Below are 15,548 nucleotides of genomic sequence, written 5' to 3' on the forward strand. Positions count from 1 at the left end.
AAGGCGCAGGATCGTCCGCGTGGAGGATGTACCCGCGTGATCCGACGACGTGGGGAAGTGCCGTGCCGGGCGTCGTGCACCCGGCGGGATCGTCAGACACGTTCTAGGCGCGTCGGTAGCTCGGCGTGCGCTTCTCGGCGAAGGCGCGGGTCCCCTCCTCGGCGTCGGCGGTGGCGAAGACCGGCCAGCCACGGGCCAGTTCGGCGGCGAGGCCGTCCGGTTCGGTCATCAGGGCCGTCTCGTACACCGACGCCTTCACGGCCTCGACGGCCAACGGGCCACAGGCGTTGACGCGTTCGGCGATCTCCAGGGCCTTGCCCAGGGCCGTGCCGTCGGTGACCACATGGCCGATCAGTCCGATCGCGGCGGCCTCGCGCGCGGTGTAAGGCCGTCCGGTGAGCAGCATCTCCAGGGCGTGCGTGTGCGGGATCTGGCGCGGCAGGCGGACGGTGGAGCCGCCGATCGGGAACAGTCCGCGGCGCACCTCGAAGAGGCCGAAGGTGGCCGACTCGCCCGCGACACGGATGTCGGTGCCCTGGAGCATCTCGGTGCCGCCGGCGACGCAGTACCCCTCGACGGCGGCGATCACGGGTTTTCGGGGTCGGTGGTGGCGCAGCATCGCCTTCCAGTGCAGGTCGGGATCGGCCTTGAGCCGGTCACGGTGCCGCTCGCCCGCCATGCCGTCGCCGGCGAGCGCCTTGAGGTCCATGCCGGAGCAGAAGGAGCCGCCCGTGCCGGTGAACACGATGGAGCGGACCGAGTCGTCCTCGTCGGCCTCGATCCACCCGTCGTAGAGGCCGACGAGCATGGCCGGTGAGAGCGCGTTCTTGGCCTCCGGCCTGTTGAGGGTGAGCACCAGTGTGGCGCCTTCGCGCTGCACGGTGAGGTGTTCCGTACCGCCCACGGCCGTCTCCCGTCTGCCTGACACGTCCAGAACGAGAACAGGTTGCAGGAGTGGTGACGGCACTTCAAGGGTTTTCTGACAGACAGTCAGATTTCTTGGTGGCGGCCCTTCCCACTCGAGGCGGCCTTTGCTCTGATGACCGGCGACCGTCAGCAGAGCCAGGCCCGGTGCGAGGTCAGGAGGAGCGGTGGAGTACAACCTTGCCGACCTGTTCGAGTCGGTCGTCGACGTGGTACCGGACCGTGAGGCCTTGGTGTACGTCGACCGTCCGGGGACGGGCGCGGAACGCCGGCTGACGTACGCCGAGCTGGACGCGGCGGCCAACCGGATCGGCCATCACCTCCTCGACAGCGGCGTCCGTCCCGGCGAGCATCTCGGACTGCACCTCTACAACGGCGTCGAGTACCTCCAGACGGTGCTCGGCTGCCTCAAGGCGCGGATCGTGCCGGTCAACGTCAACTACCGCTACGTCGAGGAGGAGCTGGTCCACCTCTACCGGGACGCGGATCTCGTCGCGCTCGTCTTCGACGCGGAGTTCACGCAGCGGGTGGCTCGGGCTCTGCCGCAGGTGTCCGGGCTGCGGCACGCGATCCGGGTGGGTACCGGCCCGAACGCCTCCCTCCGCGCTGTTCCCTTCGCGGACGCCGAGGCGGGCGGTTCCCCGGAGCGTGGGTTCCCGGCGCGCTCGGGGGACGACCAGTTCATCATCTACACGGGCGGGACCACCGGACTGCCCAAGGGTGTGATGTGGCGGCAGGAGGATCTCTTCTTCGCGGGTCTGGGCGGCGGGGCGCCGACCGGGGAACCGGTGAGGAAGCCGGAGGAACTGGCCGAACGGGTCGCGGCCGGCGGGTCGGGGATCACCTTCTTCCCCACTCCCCCGCTGATGCACGGCACCTCCACGCTGACGGCGTTCGTCGGCTTCCACTTCGGTCAACGCGTGGTGGTCCACCGCAAGTTCGTTCCCGAGGAGGTGCTGCGGACGGTGGCGAGGGAGAGGGTCACGAGTATCTCCCTGGTGGGCGACGCCATGCTCCGGCCGCTCATCGACGCGCTCCGGGGCCCGATGAAGGGCACGGACTGCTCGTCGGTGTTCAGCGTCTCCTCGTCCGGGGCGATCATGTCGGACACGGTCCGCGCGCAGTTCCGGGCGCTCCTGCCGAACGCGGTGCTGCTGAACAACTTCGGCTCCTCGGAGTCCGGGTTCAACGGCACGGCGACGGACGACTCGGGGCTCGAGCGCGGCTTCCGCGTGCGCGTCAACTCCCGTACACGGGTGCTCGATCCGGTCACACGCGAGCCGGTCGCGGCCGGTGAGGTGGGCCGGGTCGCCCAGCGCGGCCATGTCCCCCTCGGCTACTACAACGACCCGGTGAAGACCGCCGAGACCTTCTTCGAGAAGGACGGCGAGCGCTGGGTACTGCTCGGCGACATGGCCACGGTCGACGAGGAGGGGGTGGTGATCGTGCTGGGCCGGGGCTCGCAGTGCATCAACACCGGTGGCGAGAAGGTCTACCCCGAGGAGGTCGAGCAGGCCCTCAAGGCGCATCCGGACGTGTACGACGCCCTGGTGGCGGGCGTGCCGGACGCGACCTGGGGTCACCATGTGGCCGCGGTGGTCCAGTTGCGCACGGGGGCGCCGCGGCCCTCACTGGAGGACATCCAGACCCACTGCCGGACCCGCCTCGCCGGTTACAAGATCCCGCGCCAACTGGTGGTCACCGAGTCCGTCCGCCGTTCGCCGAGCGGCAAGGCGGACTACCGGTGGGCTCGGGAGGTGGCGGTGGCGGCGGACGGCTGAGCCGGACGTGCGGCCCCTACCCGGCCGTCGGCCGGGGGGACCCGGTGCCGGCCAGGAAGGCCTCGGTGCGGGTGGTGAACCACTTCGGGTCGTCCAGCCACGGGTAGTGGGCGGCACCCGGCTGCACGGCGAACTCGGCGTGCGGGAAGGCGTCGGCGACGAGCCGGGCCAGCTCCGGGCGGGGGCCGCCGTCCACTTCGCCGGCGAGCACCAGCACCGGGGCGTCGACGTGGGCGAGGGCGGCCCGCAGGGCGGGCGGGTCGTAGGCGGCGGGGTCGTGGAACCGGCCTGCCGCGTCGTCGTCGGTCTGCTCGTCGGCGGCGGCCGCGTGGGCGCGGGCGGTGTCGTCCCAGCGGCCGTAGAAGAAGGCGTCGACGGCCGTGAGGTCGACGTCGTCCTCGCTCGCGCCGGTCAGCCATGCCTCGAACGCGGGGAAGGCGGACGCGAACCAGGGCTCGCTCTCGCGCGGGCGTGCCGCCGCGAGCCGTTCCTCGGGGGTGGCAGGCCGGCCCAGGGCCCAGGGGATGGCCGTCACGAGGACGAGCCGGGCCACGTGCCGGGGGTGGCGGGCCGCGTAGAGCATGGCGAGACTGCCGCCCGCCGAGTGCGCCAGGAGATCCAGCCGATCGAGGCCCAGGTGGACGCGGAGCGCCTCCACATCCTCGACCTGCCGGTCGCAGCGGTACGTCGCCGGGTCCGCCGGCGCCGAGGAGTCGCCGGTGCCGCGCAGGTCGAGCAGGATCAGGCGGCGGTGGGCGGTGAGGCCACCGAGGTCGCCCAGGTACTCCGAGGCCCGCATCGGCCCCCCGGGCAGGACGACGAGGGGCTCACCCTCGCCCCGGACGTGGTAGGCGAGGGCGGTTCCGTCGGGTGCGGTGAAGATCGGCATGCGCAGATCCTCGTGCCCGGCCGGTCCGGGGCGCAACGCCGTCACAAGGTCGGCCTCACCTCCGCGAGCCAGGTCCGCGATGCGGTCCGGAAAGTGCGACCCGCCCCCTTGCCTCCCCGCCGTACGTCTGGATCAATGATCCGTGGGGAATCGACCGAATGATCGGTCGTCCGGATCGGCGCGGTCGGCGAGGGAGGCGTCCGGGGTGGATGCGAGGGATCTGCGGGACGAGGGCGAACGGCTCGACCCGGACGCGCTGCGAGCGCTGCAACTGGACCGGCTGCGGAGCTCGTTGCGGCACGCTTACGCCCATGTGCCGTACTACCGGGAGTCGTTCGACAAGGCGGGCGTCCATCCCGACGACTGCCGGGACCTCGCCGACCTCTCCCGGTTCCCCTTCACCACCAAGGCGGACCTGCGCGAGAACTACCCCTACGGCATGTTCGCCGTGCCGCGCGATCGGATCCGCCGGATCCACGCGTCCAGCGGCACCACCGGCCGTCCGACCGTCGTCGGGTACACGGAGAACGACCTCTCCCTGTGGGCGGACATGGTGGCCCGCTCCATCCGGGCGGCGGGCGGGCGCCCCGGCGACACGGTCCATGTCGCCTACGGGTACGGCTTGTTCACCGGCGGACTCGGCGCCCATCACGGCGCCGAACGGCTCGGCTGCACGGTCGTCCCCGCATCCGGCGGCATGACCACCCGTCAGGTCCAGCTGATCCAGGACCTCGAGCCGGCCATCATCATGGTGACCCCGTCCTACATGCTCACCCTGCTCGACGAGTTCGAGCGGCAGGGTGTCGATCCGCGCGGCACCTCCCTGCGGGTGGGGATCTTCGGCGCCGAGCCGTGGACGGAGGAGATGCGCCGGGAGATCGAGGAACGGTTCGCCATCGACGCGGTCGACATCTACGGTCTGTCGGAGGTGATCGGCCCCGGAGTGGCCCAGGAGTGCGTGGAGACCAAGGACGGGCTGCACATCTGGGAGGACCACTTCTACCCGGAGATCGTCGACCCGCTCACGGGCGAGGTCCTGGCCGAGGGCGAGGAGGGTGAGCTGGTGTTCACGTCCCTCACCAAGGAGGCGATGCCCGTGATCCGGTACCGGACGCGGGACCTGACCCGGTTGCTGCCGGGCACGGCGCGGGTGTTCCGGCGGATGCGGAAGGTGACCGGGCGCAGCGACGACATGGTCGTCCTGCGCGGGGTGAACCTCTTTCCCACCCAGGTCGAGGAGATCGTGCTGCGCACGCCGGGGGTCGCCCCGCACTTCCAGCTGCGGCTGACCCGCGAGGGTCGTCTCGACGCCCTCACGGTCCGCGCGGAGGCCCGTCCCGACGCCACGCCCGAGGACCGTGACGCGGCCGCGCGCTCGATCGCGGCGGCCGTGAAGGACGGTGTCGGCGTCACGGTCGCCGTCGAGGTCGTGGACCCGGAGTCGCTGGAACGGTCGGTGGGGAAGACCCGCAGGATCGTGGACCTGCGCCCGCGCGGGTAGGGGGAGAGGCCGAGGCCCGGTGACGCGCGCTACCCGCCGGAGAAGCGGTCCCGCAGCTCCCGTTTGAGGATCTTCCCACTGGCGTTGCCGCGGTGACGGCCTCGATCCACTTCTCGTCGGGCAGGCCGATCACGGCGGCCTCGGCGACGGCCTCGTGCGTGTAGAGGGCGTCCTCGATCTGGCGCGAAGCGATCAGCACACCACCGGAGTTGATGACGTCCTTCACCCGGTCGACGATGGTGAAGTAGCCGTGGGCGTCACGCACGGCGAGGTCGCCGGAGTGGAACCACCCCTCGCGGAAGGCCTCGGCGGTCTCCTCGGGCTTGTCCCAGTAGCCCTCGCACAACTGCGGGGAGCGGTAGACGATCTCGCCGGGTGTCCCGTCGGGCACGTCATCGCCGTTCTCGTCGACCACGCGCGCGTCGACGAACAGGACGGGGCGCCCGCAGGAATCCATCCGGCCCTTGTGCTCGTCGGGGGCGAGGACGGTGGCGAGAGGACCGATCTCGCTCTGCCCGAAGCAGTTGTAGAAGGCGAGCTTCGGCAGGCGCTCACGCAGCCTTTCCAGGACGGGGACCGGCATGATCGACGCCCCGTAGTACGCCTTGCGCAGTCCGCCGAGGTCCCGGGTCTCGAAGTCGGGACGGTTGGCCAGGCCGATCCACACGGTGGGCGGGGCGAAGAGGCTGTCGACGCGGTCCGCCTCGATCAGGTCGAACAACCGGTCGCCGTCGGGTGCGTCGAGGATGACGTTGGTGGCGCCCACGGCGAGGTACGGCAGCAGGAACACGTGCATCTGTGCCGAGTGGTAGAGGGGCAGCGCGTGCGCGGGGCGGTCGCCGGCGCTCAGGTCGAGGGCGGTGATCGCGCTGAGGTACTCGTGGACCAGGGCGCGGTGGGTCATCATCGCGCCCTTCGGCAGGGCCGTCGTGCCGGAGGTGTACAGCAGCTGGACCAGGTCCTCGCCGCGCGGTTCGGGGCCGTCGTACGCGGCGGCCGGCAGGGCGAGGAGCGAGTCGTCGGCGTCGCGCAGCGGCAACGTCCGTACGCCGTCGGGGAGCCGGCCCGCGAGGTCGGGGTCGGCGAGGACCAGGGTGCTGCCCGACTGGCCGACGAGGTACGCGAGGTCGTCGCCGGTGAGGTTCTGGTTGACGGGGACGTGCACCAGACCGGCGCGGGCGCAGGCGAGGAACGCGATGAGGTAGGCGTCGGAGTTGTGTCCGTAGGCGCCTACCCGGTCGCCCGCGGCGAGGCCCTGGCCGAGCAGGGCGCTCGCCGCGCGGGAGACGGCCTCGTCGAGTTCCTCGTAGGTCCAGGTGCGGTCGCGGTACTCCACCGCGACGCGTGCCGGGGTGCGTCGGGCACTGCGGCGCAGCACCCCGTCGACGGTGCTGCCGTGTCCGGGCGTCATGGCACATGATCCTGTGCGGGCCGCCGGGGCAGGTCAAGTCGCCGGGCGCCCCGGCCGGGTCGGGCCGGTGCCCCCGCCGGCCCGGAAGCAGCCGCGAAGGGGGAGTCCGGCCTGATCCCGTTCGACCCGCTCGACCTGGTGGACACTCCGCGCAGTCTCGGCACGGAGGCGCCGCCCTTCGCCACCGCCCTCGCGGACGCGGTCGCAAGGCTGTGCGCGCATCCCGCTGGGACCGCCGCTCGGCGAGCACCGGTTCGCCGTCCGGGGCGCCGAACGCATCCCCGTGCCGGGCGGCACCGAGTCCCCCCGCGTCTGGCAAGGTCGAGCCCGTGGGATACCGCGCGGTGATCCTCGTCGCCGGTGTCCTCACACGGGCCGGGTGCGGCCCTCCCAGTGCGGCTCCCGCAGCCGCCGTTTGTACAGCTTGCCGTTGGGGTCGCGGGGCATCTCGGCGATGAAGTCGATGCTCCGGGGGCGTTTGTAGCCGGCCAGGCGGTCGGCGCAGTGGGCGAGGAGGTCGGCGGCGAGTCCGGGGCCGGGCACGTGGCCGGGGGCCGGTTCGACGACGGCCCTGACCTCCTCGCCCCAGTCGTCGTGCGGGATGCCGAAGGCCGCGGCGTCGGCGACGGCGGGGTGCGCGAGCAGAACGGACTCGATCTCGGCGGGGTAGATGTTGACGCCGCCGGCGATGATCAGGTCGATCTTGCGATCGCGCAGGAACAGGTAGCCGTCCTCGTCGAGGCAGCCGAGGTCGCCGACGGTGAAGAAGTCGCCGATGCGGTTCTTGCGGGTCTTCTCCTCGTCCTTGTGGTAGCTGAAGCCGCCGGTGCTCATCTTCATGTAGACGGTGCCGAGTTCACCGGGCGGCAGCCGGTTGCCCTCGTCGTCGAAGACGGCGAGTTCGCTGATGGGCCAGGCCCTGCCGACCGTGCCGGGCTTCTTCAGCCAGTCCTCGGCCGTCGCGAAGGCGCCGCCGCCCTCGCTGGCCGCGTAGTACTCCTCCACGCAGTCGCCCCACCACTCGATCATCGCCCGCTTCACATGGTCCGGGCAGGGCGCGGCGCCGTGGATCGCGTGCCGCATGGAGGAGACGTCGTAGCGCGCCTTCACGTCGTCGGGGAGGGAGAGGAGGCGGTGGAACTGGGTGGGGACCATGTGGGTGTGGGTGCACCGGTGTTCGTCGATGAGCCGGAGCATCTCCCGCGGGGTCCACTTGTCCATCAGGACCAGCCGGTGGCCGATGTGCAGGGACGCGCCCGCGAACTGGAGCACGGCCGTGTGGTACAGCGGCGAGCAGACGAGGTGCACGTTGCCGTCGAAGGGCCTGATCCCGAAGATGCCGAGGAACCCGCCGAGGTACGCCTCCTCGGGCGGCCTGCCGGGCAGCGGACGCCGGATGCCGCGCGGGCGCCCCGTCGTACCGGACGTGTAGTTCATGACCCAGCCGAGGGTGCGGTCGGCGGGTGCCGACCCCGGTTGTCCGTCGAGGAGTTCGGCGTACGGTCGGAATCCGGCGACCTCACCGACGGCGTACCGGTGGGTGGCGGGGAGGGCGGCCTCGTCGGCGGCCCGGCGGGCCTGGTCGGCGAAGCGCTCGTGGGCGAGGAGGACTTTCGCGCCGGAGTCGGAGACGATCCAGGCGATCTCGGGCCCGACGAGGTGGTGGTTGACGGGGACGAGGTAGAACCCGGCCTGGCTGGCGGCCAGGTAGGCGGTGAAGAACTCGGGCGAGTTGGGCAGGACGACGGCGAAGACGTCGCCGCGCTCCATCCCGGCCGCGCGCAGCCCGTGGACGAGGCGGTTGGCGGCGGCGTGCAGGCGTCCCGCGGTCCACTCCTCGCCGTCCGGCGCGACCATCACGGTACGGCCGGGGTCTTCGGTGGCCTGGGCCCAGAAACCGGTGGGCGGTGTGCTCGTCACCGGCCGTTCCTTCCTGCGATGCGGTTGACGCGGTCGACGGTCCGCTCGAAGCCGCGGGTGAGGTCGTCGAAGACGGCCCGGACGCTGCGGACCTCGTTCATCCGGCCGACGATCTGCCCGACGGGCGTGCCGAGCAGCGCGTCGACCTCGTACTTCTGGATCCGTGAGACGGCCTCGGCGACGAGCAGCCCCTGGAGCGGCATCGGGAGCGTGCCGGGACCGTCCGGGGCGTCCCAGGCGTCGGTCCATTCGCTACGGAGTTGCCGCGCGGGTTTTCCGGTCAGGGCGCGGGAGCGGACGGTGTCGCCGGAGCCGGCCGCGAGGAGTTTGCGGGTCAGGGCGGAGGAGTGCAGGTCGGCCTCGGCGGTGGTCAGCCAGAGGGAGCCGAGCCACACGCCCTGGGCGCCGAGGGCGAGCGCGGCGGCTATCTGCCGTCCGCTGCCGATACCGCCGGCCGCCAGCACCGGCATCGGGGCGACGGCGTCCACGACCTCGGGGGTGAGCACCATGGAGGCGATCTCGCCCGTGTGACCGCCGGCCTCGTAGCCCTGGGCGACGACGATGTCGATGCCCGCGTCCCGGTGCTTCAGCGCGTGCCGGGCGCTGCCCGCGAGCGCGGCGACCGGCACCCCCCGTTCATGGGCGCGGGCCACCACGTCGGGGGGCGGGGAGCCGAGGGCGTTGGCCAGCAGCCGGATCGGGTAGTCGAAGGCGACGTCGAGCTGACCGCGGGCGACCTGCTCCATCCAGCCGGTGACGCGCCAGCCCGACGCCTCGCCCTCGGCCAGTTCGGGCACGCCGTGCTTGGCGAGGGTGTCCCGCACGAACCGGCGGTGTCCCTCGGGGATCATCGCCTCGACGTCGGCCTCGCTCAGGGTTCGGCCGTCCGGGGCCTCGGCCTTCTTCGCGGGCATGACGACGTCCAGGCCGTACGGCTTGCCGTCGACGTGCGCCTCGATCCAGTCGAGGTCGCGCCGGAGATCGTCGGGGGCGGTGTAGCGGACCGCGCCGAGCACGCCGAAGCCGCCGGCGCGGCTGATGGCCGCGGCCACCGCGGGGAACGGTGTGAAGCCGAAGACGGCGTGCTCGACTCCCAGTTGGTTGCTCAGCTCCGTCTGCATGGGCGCAGGATGCCGCAGCGGTCCGGCCGACGGAAGACCTTTCCTGATACTCCGTCAGATTCTCTTCCCGCCGCGCCTCGGCGGGCGACGTCCATCCGCCGGTTGCCATGACGGACAGCTGCCGCCGCGTCTCCTCCGACGGCGAGCCGGGGGGCGGCCGCGCAGATGACGACCCGCCGGCCCCGCCCGGTGGTGTCGATCCTGAAGTCGGCGCAGGGGCCTCATCCGGTGAGGTCCTCCAGCACCGCCATCGCCGCGTTGTGCCCCGGCACCCCGCTGACCCCTCCCCCGCGCACCGCGCCGGCGCCGCACAGCAGCACATTGGCGTGCCGGGTCTCGACTCCCCAGCGGCCGACGCCGTCCTGGGCGTAGGGCCAGGCCAGGTCCCGGTGGAAGATGTTGCCGCCCGGCAGTCCGAGGTCGCGCTCCAGATCCAGCGGGGTCCTCGCCTCGATGCAGGGGCGGCCGTCGGCGTCGGTGGCCAGGCAGTCGGCCAGGGGCTCGGCGAGGTGCGCGTCCAGTTGGGCGAGGGTGGCCTTGAGCAGATCCGCGCGCGCGGCGTCGTTGTCCCGTTCGAAGAGCCGGGCGGGGGTGTGCAGGCCGAAGAGGGTGAGTGTCTGGTAGCCCCGCTCGACCAGGTCCGGACCGAGGATCGTCGGGTCGGTCAGGGAGTGGCAGTAGATCTCCGACGGCGGCGCGGTGGGCAGGTCGCCGGCCGCGGCCTCGGCGTGGGCGGTGGCCAGTTGGGCGTAGCCCTCGGCGATGTGGAAGGTGCCGGCGAAGGCCTCACGCGGATCGACGCAGGTGTCGCGCAGCCGGGGGAGCCGTTCGAGCAGCATGTTCACCTTGAGCTGGGCGCCTTCGGCGGGCGCCGGCGGGGTGTCGCCGGTGAGGGCGGCGAGTTGCTGCGGGGAGGCGTTGACGAGGACGTGCCGGGCGGCGGCAGTGCCGTCGTCGTCGGCGGTGCGGTAGACGACCTCGGCCCTGCGGCCGTCGGTGTCGATGCGCACGGCCTCGTGCCCGGTGGCGAGGACGGCGCCCGCACTCCTGGCGGCGTCGGCCAGCGCGTCGGTGAGGGCCCCCATCCCGCCGACGGGCACGTTCCAGGCGCCGGTGCCGCCGCCGATCACGTGGTAGAGGAAGCAGCGGTTCTGCTTGAGGGAGGCGTCGTGGGCGTCGGCGAACGTGCCGATCAGCGCGTCCGTCAGGACGACGCCCCGCACCAGGTCGTCCGCGAAGTGCTCCTCGACGGCGACGCCCAAGGGCTCGTCGAAGAGCATCCGCCAGGTTTCCTCGTCGTCCACCCGGCGGCGCAGCTCCTCGCGGCCGGGCAGCGGTTCGGTGAGCGTCGGGAAGACCCGCTCGGCCAGGCGCCCCGTCATGGCGTAGAAGCGCTGCCAGGCGGCGTACTCCCGCTCACCGCCGGTCAGCCGCGCGAACGCCTCCCGGGTGCGGGCCTCGCCGCCGCCCACGAGCAGCCCGGTCGCCCGCCCGTCGCGCTCCACGGGCGTGTACGAGGAGATGGTGCGCCCCTGGACCCGGAAGTCCAGACCCAGATCACGCACGATCTTCGCCGGCAGCAGGCTGACCAGGTACGAGTAACGCGACAGCCGGGCGTCCACACCGGCGAACGGCCGCGTGGAGACGGCGGCCCCCCCGGTGTGGTCCAGCCGCTCCAGCACGAGCACGGACCGGCCGGCCCGTGCCAGATAGCCGGCGGCGACCAGCCCGTTGTGGCCACCGCCGACGATGACGACGTCGTAGGCACGACGTCCGGGGTCTCCCTCGTGTGCAGGCATGGTTCTTCGTAACACGGGTCGATCAAGGCGGACCAGGGGTGTGCGGCGGATGACGCACGCACCCCCTCCGCGGCGGCACCCGTCGAGCGGACCCGGACGACCCGGCCCCCGGTGAGTCGCCCGTCACGGCGACTCCCGCGGCCGACGGGCCCCGTCGGCCGCGCCCCTCCGGTCCACGGACGGCGGCGCGGACCCGGTCCGAGATGTCGTGGTCGGGCGTCCGCTCCAGGCCCTCGGTCTCCCCCGCCGTGCGGAGCATGGTCGCCGTGCGCCGGAGGGTGTAGACGTCGATGTGGCTGAGGAAGCCGCCGGGGCGCAACCTGTGAAGGCGGCCACGACTCCCCTGCATCCCGCTGCCGAGCATCACGGCGTGCGACAACCGGCGTGGGTGGTCACGGTGGGCTAACGCCGCACTCGGGGCATCCCCAGGCCGATCCAGGAAATGATCTCGCGTTGGATCTCGTTGTTGCCGCCGCCGAAGGTGAAGATCACGGCGGAACGGTAGCCGCGCTCGAGTTCACCGTGCAGGACAGCGCCGGCCGAGCCCTCCTGGAGTGCTCCAGGGGCGGCGACGACCTCCATCAGCCAGGCGTAGGCGTCCCGGCGGGCCTCGGAGCCGTAGACCTTGACGGCGGAGGCGTCCTGGGGCGTCAGCGTGCCGTTCTGAAGTGCGGCCACCATCCGCCAGTTGAGGAGTTTGAGGGCGTCGAGTCTGACGTGGGTGCGGGCGAGGAGGCGGCGGACCCAGGGCAGGTCGACGACGCGGCGACCGTCGGCGAGCTTGGTGCCGGTCGCCCAGCGCTGGACGTCGTGCAGGGCGCGGATGGCCATGGTGCCGTGCGCGGCGAGTGTCACGCGCTCGTGATTGAGCTGGTTGGTGATCAGCCGCCAGCCCTGGTTCTCGGCGCCGACCCGGTGGGAGACGGGGACCCGTACGTTCTCGTAGTAGCTGGCGGTGGTGTCGTGCGAGGCGAGCGTGCGGATCAGCGTGCAGGAGTAGCCGGGGGCGGAGGTCGGCACGAGGAGCATCGTGATGCCCTTGTGGGGCGGGGCGCCGGGGTCGGTGCGCACCGCGAGCCATACCCAGTCGGCGGTGTCGCCGTTGGTCGTCCAGATCTTCTGGCCGTCGACGACGTAGTGGTCCCCGTCCCGCACCGCGCGCGTCTTCAGCGCGGCGAGGTCGGTGCCCGCGTCGGGTTCGCTGTAACCGATGGCGAAGTCGATCTCCCCGGCGAGGATCCTGGGCAGGAAGTACGCCTTCTGCTCGTCCGTGCCGTAGCGCATGATCGTCGGGCCGACGGTGTTGAGCGCCATCAGCGGCAGGGGCACGCCGGCCTGGGCGGCCTCGTCGAAGAAGACGAACTGCTCGGTCGGCGTCAGTCCGCGTCCGCCGTACTCCTCGGGCCAGCCCACGCCCAGCCAGCCGTCCGTGCCCAGCCGGCGGATGGTCTCGCGGTAGAAACGCTTCGCGGCGACCGGGTCGGCGTGCCGGGCGTAGGCGTTGTCCGGTACCAGTTGGGCGAAGTACGCGCGCAGTTCGGCGCGCAGCCGCAGCTGCTCGGGCGTGTGGTCGAGGTGCACGGCGCCTCCTGGCTTCCCAAGGCCGGTCTCCTGACGGCGCACACCGTAGAACGTGTTTCAGAAATTGGGAATGCCGGTCACCGCCTCAGTCCAGTGTCTCCAGGAAGTCGCTACAGGCCTTGGCGCAGGCGCGACAGGTGGCCGCGCTGTCCTCGGCGCCGGGGTGTCGGTCGAAGACGTGCGCGGTCTCCAGGCAGACGGTCCGGCACCACTCGACCTGGACCCGGAGGCCTGCCTCGTCCACCCGGTTGTCCTCGGACAGCACCCGGCAGGTCGCGTCGCAGACCTCCGCGCACATGATCCCTTTGCGTCGTACGGCTTCCTGTTGTCCGGTTCCGTCCGGATCCACGAGGCTCGCGCGCAGCGCGCAGACCCGCGCACACTCGGTGCACGCCTGGGCACATGCGAAGCGGTCCTCCAGGAACCGGAAGAGTTCCTGTTGGGATGTCGTCGAAGTCACACAGCGCGGGTAGCCGCGACGAGCCGCGCCAAACCCCGCGGATGCGCGCATCCGGGCCCCGAAGGGCCCGCGACGGGCGGCGCCCCGGTCCGGCACGCAGAGGTGGGCCGGGACCGCACAAGAGCGCCGAACGGGAGCGCCGAGCGCCGAAGGAGCCGACCGGGCGGGGTGGCACGTGGGCCCGGCACGGAGCGCGGCAGGACACCGGACCGGGCACCGAACGACGAGGTGACGCGAAACGGTTCACCGGCGATATGTGGGGTATTCGGCCGATATGACTAGCGCAGACATGCAGTTGGCCGCCGCGAGCGGCCTGCTCAGCGTGGCCATGTTCGTGGTCGGTGCGGCCCTCGTGGGCATGCTGGCCGGCAGCTTCTGGCTGGGCGCGCGCGTCAAACAGGGCGAGCTGCCCCGGCCACGCCCCGAGGAGCAGCCGCATCTGCCCCCGGAGGGACCGGTGCACGAGCTCCAGCAGATCCGGGAGCCCGACGAGGTGCCACGGACCCCGAAGGGCGGCCGCGCCCTCACGCCGTACGAACTGACCAACATGCGGACCCGGCCGAGTACCTCGAAGTCCCGGCCGCGCTGGAGTTCGGGCAGCAGCGGTTCGTTCGGTGGGGGCGGACTGGGCGGCCACTGAGCCGCGCCCCCACCTCCACGAGCCCTCAACCCGCTCCAGGGCATCGCGACGCGCGAACGGAGTGAGATCCATGGCTGACGAAGGCCGCAGCGCCCTGCCGCTGCCCGACTACGACCACCTGCCCATCGGCGGTCTGGAGAGCCGGGTACGGTCGCTGACCGCCGGGGAGGTCGAGGAGCTGCTCGCCTACGAACGGACGCACGCCGACCGCCTCCCGGTCACCGAGGTCCTGACCTCCCGCCTCCAGCAGCTGGAGGCGGGCGCGGAGCCGACGTCGGGTGACCCCGGTGCGCTGCGCCCGGAGCAGTCCACGGGACGCTCCGGCTCCCCGGTGTCGCCGACGACCTCCCCTCAGCCCTTCGGTCCGCCGCCACACGGCACCCCGGACCAGCGCGGCAAACCGAAGGGCGACCGGGCTTAGGGCGCGTCGTGGGACGTCCCGTCTGTCCCGCGATCCGACCACGCCACGTGCGAGACGCCGCTTCCGGAACAGGTCCCGGAGCCGTCGGTGCCGGTCAGGGTCCGGGCCGACGTTTTCGGGCAGCGGCGTCCCCGACGGCGCCGTCCTCGCGAAGGAGCCGCGTCGCCACGGCGATCGCCTGCTCGGCGTACGTCCGGCCGAACAGCGCCGCGTGGACGAGCAGCGGGAAGAGCTGGTGCAGTCCGACGCGACCCTGCCAGCCGTCGCTGAGGGGCGCCACACGCTGGTAGCCCTCCAACACCTCGTCCAGGTGGGGGCAGCCGAACAGGTCCAGCATCGCCAGGTCGGTCTCGCGGTGCCCGCCGTGGGCGGCCGGGTCGACGAGCCAGACGTGTCCGTCGGGGGCCCACAGCACATTGCCGTTCCACAGGTCGCCGTGGAGCCGGGCGGGCGCTTCGGCGGGGCCGGCCAGGTCGGGCAGCCGGTCGCAGACGCGTTCGACGACGGTCGCCTCGGCGGGGCGCACGGTTGCCTGGTCGACGGCCGTGCGCAGATACGGCAGCAACCGGTGCTCGGCGTACCAGACCGGCCAGTCGTCGCCGGGGACATCGCGCATCGGGGCGAGGCCGATGAACGCCTCCCGCGGGCCGTCCGGCGGCGGCGCGCCGAAGGCGGAGGCGCCGGTGCGGTGGAGGGCGGCCAGCTCGCGACCGAACCGCAGCGCCGCTTCGGGGCTCGACCGTCCCCTCGGCACCCGGTCGGTCACCAGCCACCGCCCGTCGTTGCCGCGCACGGTCGGGACTCGGACCGTGCGGGCGTCGGCCAGCCAGCGCAGCCCGGCCGCCTCGGCCCGCGTCGCCCGGGGTTCGCCCTGCTTGACCATCACCGTCCGTCCGCCGTCGAGGGTGACCTCGGTGAGGTTCCCCGACAGCGGACGCACGCGGACCACGGCCACACCGGTCAGCCGCGCCGCGACGGCACCCGGTTCGTCAGGCAGGTTCACGGCGCCCAGACTACGGCGGCGCCAGTCGTCGGGCGCCCACGTGCCCCGCTCACCGGGTCGTCGGGCACCGAACGCGCGCCCTCAGTGCTCAACGGGT

At 72.4% G+C, this 15,548-nt stretch carries 12 protein-coding genes and 1 pseudogene; 4 read left to right on the forward strand and 9 right to left on the reverse strand.

Annotation, left to right across the window (positions count from 1 at the left end; genetic code table 11):
• Positions 1-103: 103 nt before the first annotated feature.
• On the reverse strand, positions 104-904 hold the full coding sequence (locus ACZ5Y0_RS09960) for a crotonase/enoyl-CoA hydratase family protein (protein ID WP_469128470.1): 801 nt from the start codon (positions 902-904) through the stop codon (positions 104-106).
• Between the two features lie 187 nt (positions 905-1,091).
• On the opposite strand from ACZ5Y0_RS09960, the gene ACZ5Y0_RS09965 reads away from it, so the two are divergent.
• A complete protein-coding gene (locus ACZ5Y0_RS09965; protein ID WP_469128138.1) occupies positions 1,092-2,705 on the forward strand; it encodes an acyl-CoA synthetase in 1,614 nt (537 codons plus the stop codon).
• 16 nt (positions 2,706-2,721) lie between these two features.
• Here ACZ5Y0_RS09965 and ACZ5Y0_RS09970 read toward each other — a convergent pair whose 3' ends face one another.
• Positions 2,722-3,594, reverse strand: coding sequence for an alpha/beta fold hydrolase (locus ACZ5Y0_RS09970; RefSeq protein ID WP_469128139.1), 873 nt, complete (start codon positions 3,592-3,594; stop codon positions 2,722-2,724).
• Between the two features lie 205 nt (positions 3,595-3,799).
• Between ACZ5Y0_RS09970 and paaK the strand changes: the two genes are divergently transcribed.
• Positions 3,800-5,095, forward strand: a complete 1,296-nt coding sequence (gene paaK / locus ACZ5Y0_RS09975; RefSeq protein ID WP_469128140.1) for a phenylacetate--CoA ligase PaaK — start codon at positions 3,800-3,802, stop codon at positions 5,093-5,095.
• A 29-nt stretch (positions 5,096-5,124) separates the two neighbouring features.
• Here the strand turns inward: paaK and ACZ5Y0_RS09980 are convergent.
• The 6 genes and pseudogenes from ACZ5Y0_RS09980 to ACZ5Y0_RS10005 all read right to left on the reverse strand — a co-directional run bounded on the left by ACZ5Y0_RS09980 (position 5,125) and on the right by ACZ5Y0_RS10005 (position 13,387).
• Positions 5,125-6,506, reverse strand: a pseudogene (locus ACZ5Y0_RS09980) (fatty acyl-CoA synthetase).
• A 366-nt stretch (positions 6,507-6,872) separates the two neighbouring features.
• Entirely contained in the window at positions 6,873-8,426 is a 1,554-nt protein-coding gene (locus ACZ5Y0_RS09985) for an acyl-CoA synthetase (RefSeq protein WP_469128141.1), read from the reverse strand.
• Positions 8,423-9,547 (reverse strand): nitronate monooxygenase, encoded by a 1,125-nt coding sequence (locus ACZ5Y0_RS09990; protein WP_469128142.1) that lies wholly within the window; start codon positions 9,545-9,547, stop codon positions 8,423-8,425. The genes ACZ5Y0_RS09985 and ACZ5Y0_RS09990 overlap by 4 nt, the downstream gene beginning before the upstream one ends.
• A gap of 221 nt (positions 9,548-9,768) precedes the next feature.
• Positions 9,769-11,346, reverse strand: a complete 1,578-nt coding sequence (locus ACZ5Y0_RS09995) for a phytoene desaturase family protein (RefSeq protein ID WP_469128143.1) — start codon at positions 11,344-11,346, stop codon at positions 9,769-9,771.
• 402 nt (positions 11,347-11,748) lie between these two features.
• A complete protein-coding gene (locus ACZ5Y0_RS10000; protein WP_469128144.1) occupies positions 11,749-12,927 on the reverse strand; it encodes an acyl-CoA dehydrogenase family protein in 1,179 nt (392 codons plus the stop codon).
• Positions 12,928-13,012: 85 nt separating this feature from the next.
• Positions 13,013-13,387 carry a four-helix bundle copper-binding protein gene (locus tag ACZ5Y0_RS10005; protein WP_469128145.1) on the reverse strand — a complete coding sequence of 125 codons (375 nt, stop codon included), beginning with the start codon at positions 13,385-13,387 and terminating at the stop codon, positions 13,013-13,015.
• A 274-nt stretch (positions 13,388-13,661) separates the two neighbouring features.
• Between ACZ5Y0_RS10005 and ACZ5Y0_RS10010 the strand changes: the two genes are divergently transcribed.
• Entirely contained in the window at positions 13,662-14,027 is a 366-nt protein-coding gene (locus ACZ5Y0_RS10010; RefSeq protein ID WP_469128146.1) for a DUF6479 family protein, read from the forward strand.
• A 70-nt stretch (positions 14,028-14,097) separates the two neighbouring features.
• Positions 14,098-14,448, forward strand: coding sequence for a DUF8129 domain-containing protein (locus ACZ5Y0_RS10015; protein WP_469128147.1), 351 nt, complete (start codon positions 14,098-14,100; stop codon positions 14,446-14,448).
• Between the two features lie 94 nt (positions 14,449-14,542).
• On the opposite strand, the gene ACZ5Y0_RS10020 is transcribed toward ACZ5Y0_RS10015, so the two are convergent.
• Positions 14,543-15,451, reverse strand: coding sequence for a fructosamine kinase family protein (locus tag ACZ5Y0_RS10020; protein ID WP_469128148.1), 909 nt, complete (start codon positions 15,449-15,451; stop codon positions 14,543-14,545).
• Positions 15,452-15,548 lie beyond the last annotated feature (97 nt).

This window comes from Streptomyces sp. NPDC033216 (assembly GCF_055577115.1).

Coding starts and splice junctions, on each gene's coding strand:
- ACZ5Y0_RS10010 (WP_469128146.1), top strand. CDS start 13,662: ATGACTAGCGCAGACATGCAGTTGGCCGCCGCGAGCGGCCTGCTCAGC.
- ACZ5Y0_RS09995 (WP_469128143.1), bottom strand. CDS start 11,346: ATGCCTGCACACGAGGGAGACCCCGGACGTCGTGCCTACGACGTCGTC.
- ACZ5Y0_RS09990 (WP_469128142.1), bottom strand. CDS start 9,547: ATGCAGACGGAGCTGAGCAACCAACTGGGAGTCGAGCACGCCGTCTTC.
- ACZ5Y0_RS09970 (WP_469128139.1), bottom strand. CDS start 3,594: ATGCCGATCTTCACCGCACCCGACGGAACCGCCCTCGCCTACCACGTC.
- ACZ5Y0_RS10015 (WP_469128147.1), top strand. CDS start 14,098: ATGGCTGACGAAGGCCGCAGCGCCCTGCCGCTGCCCGACTACGACCAC.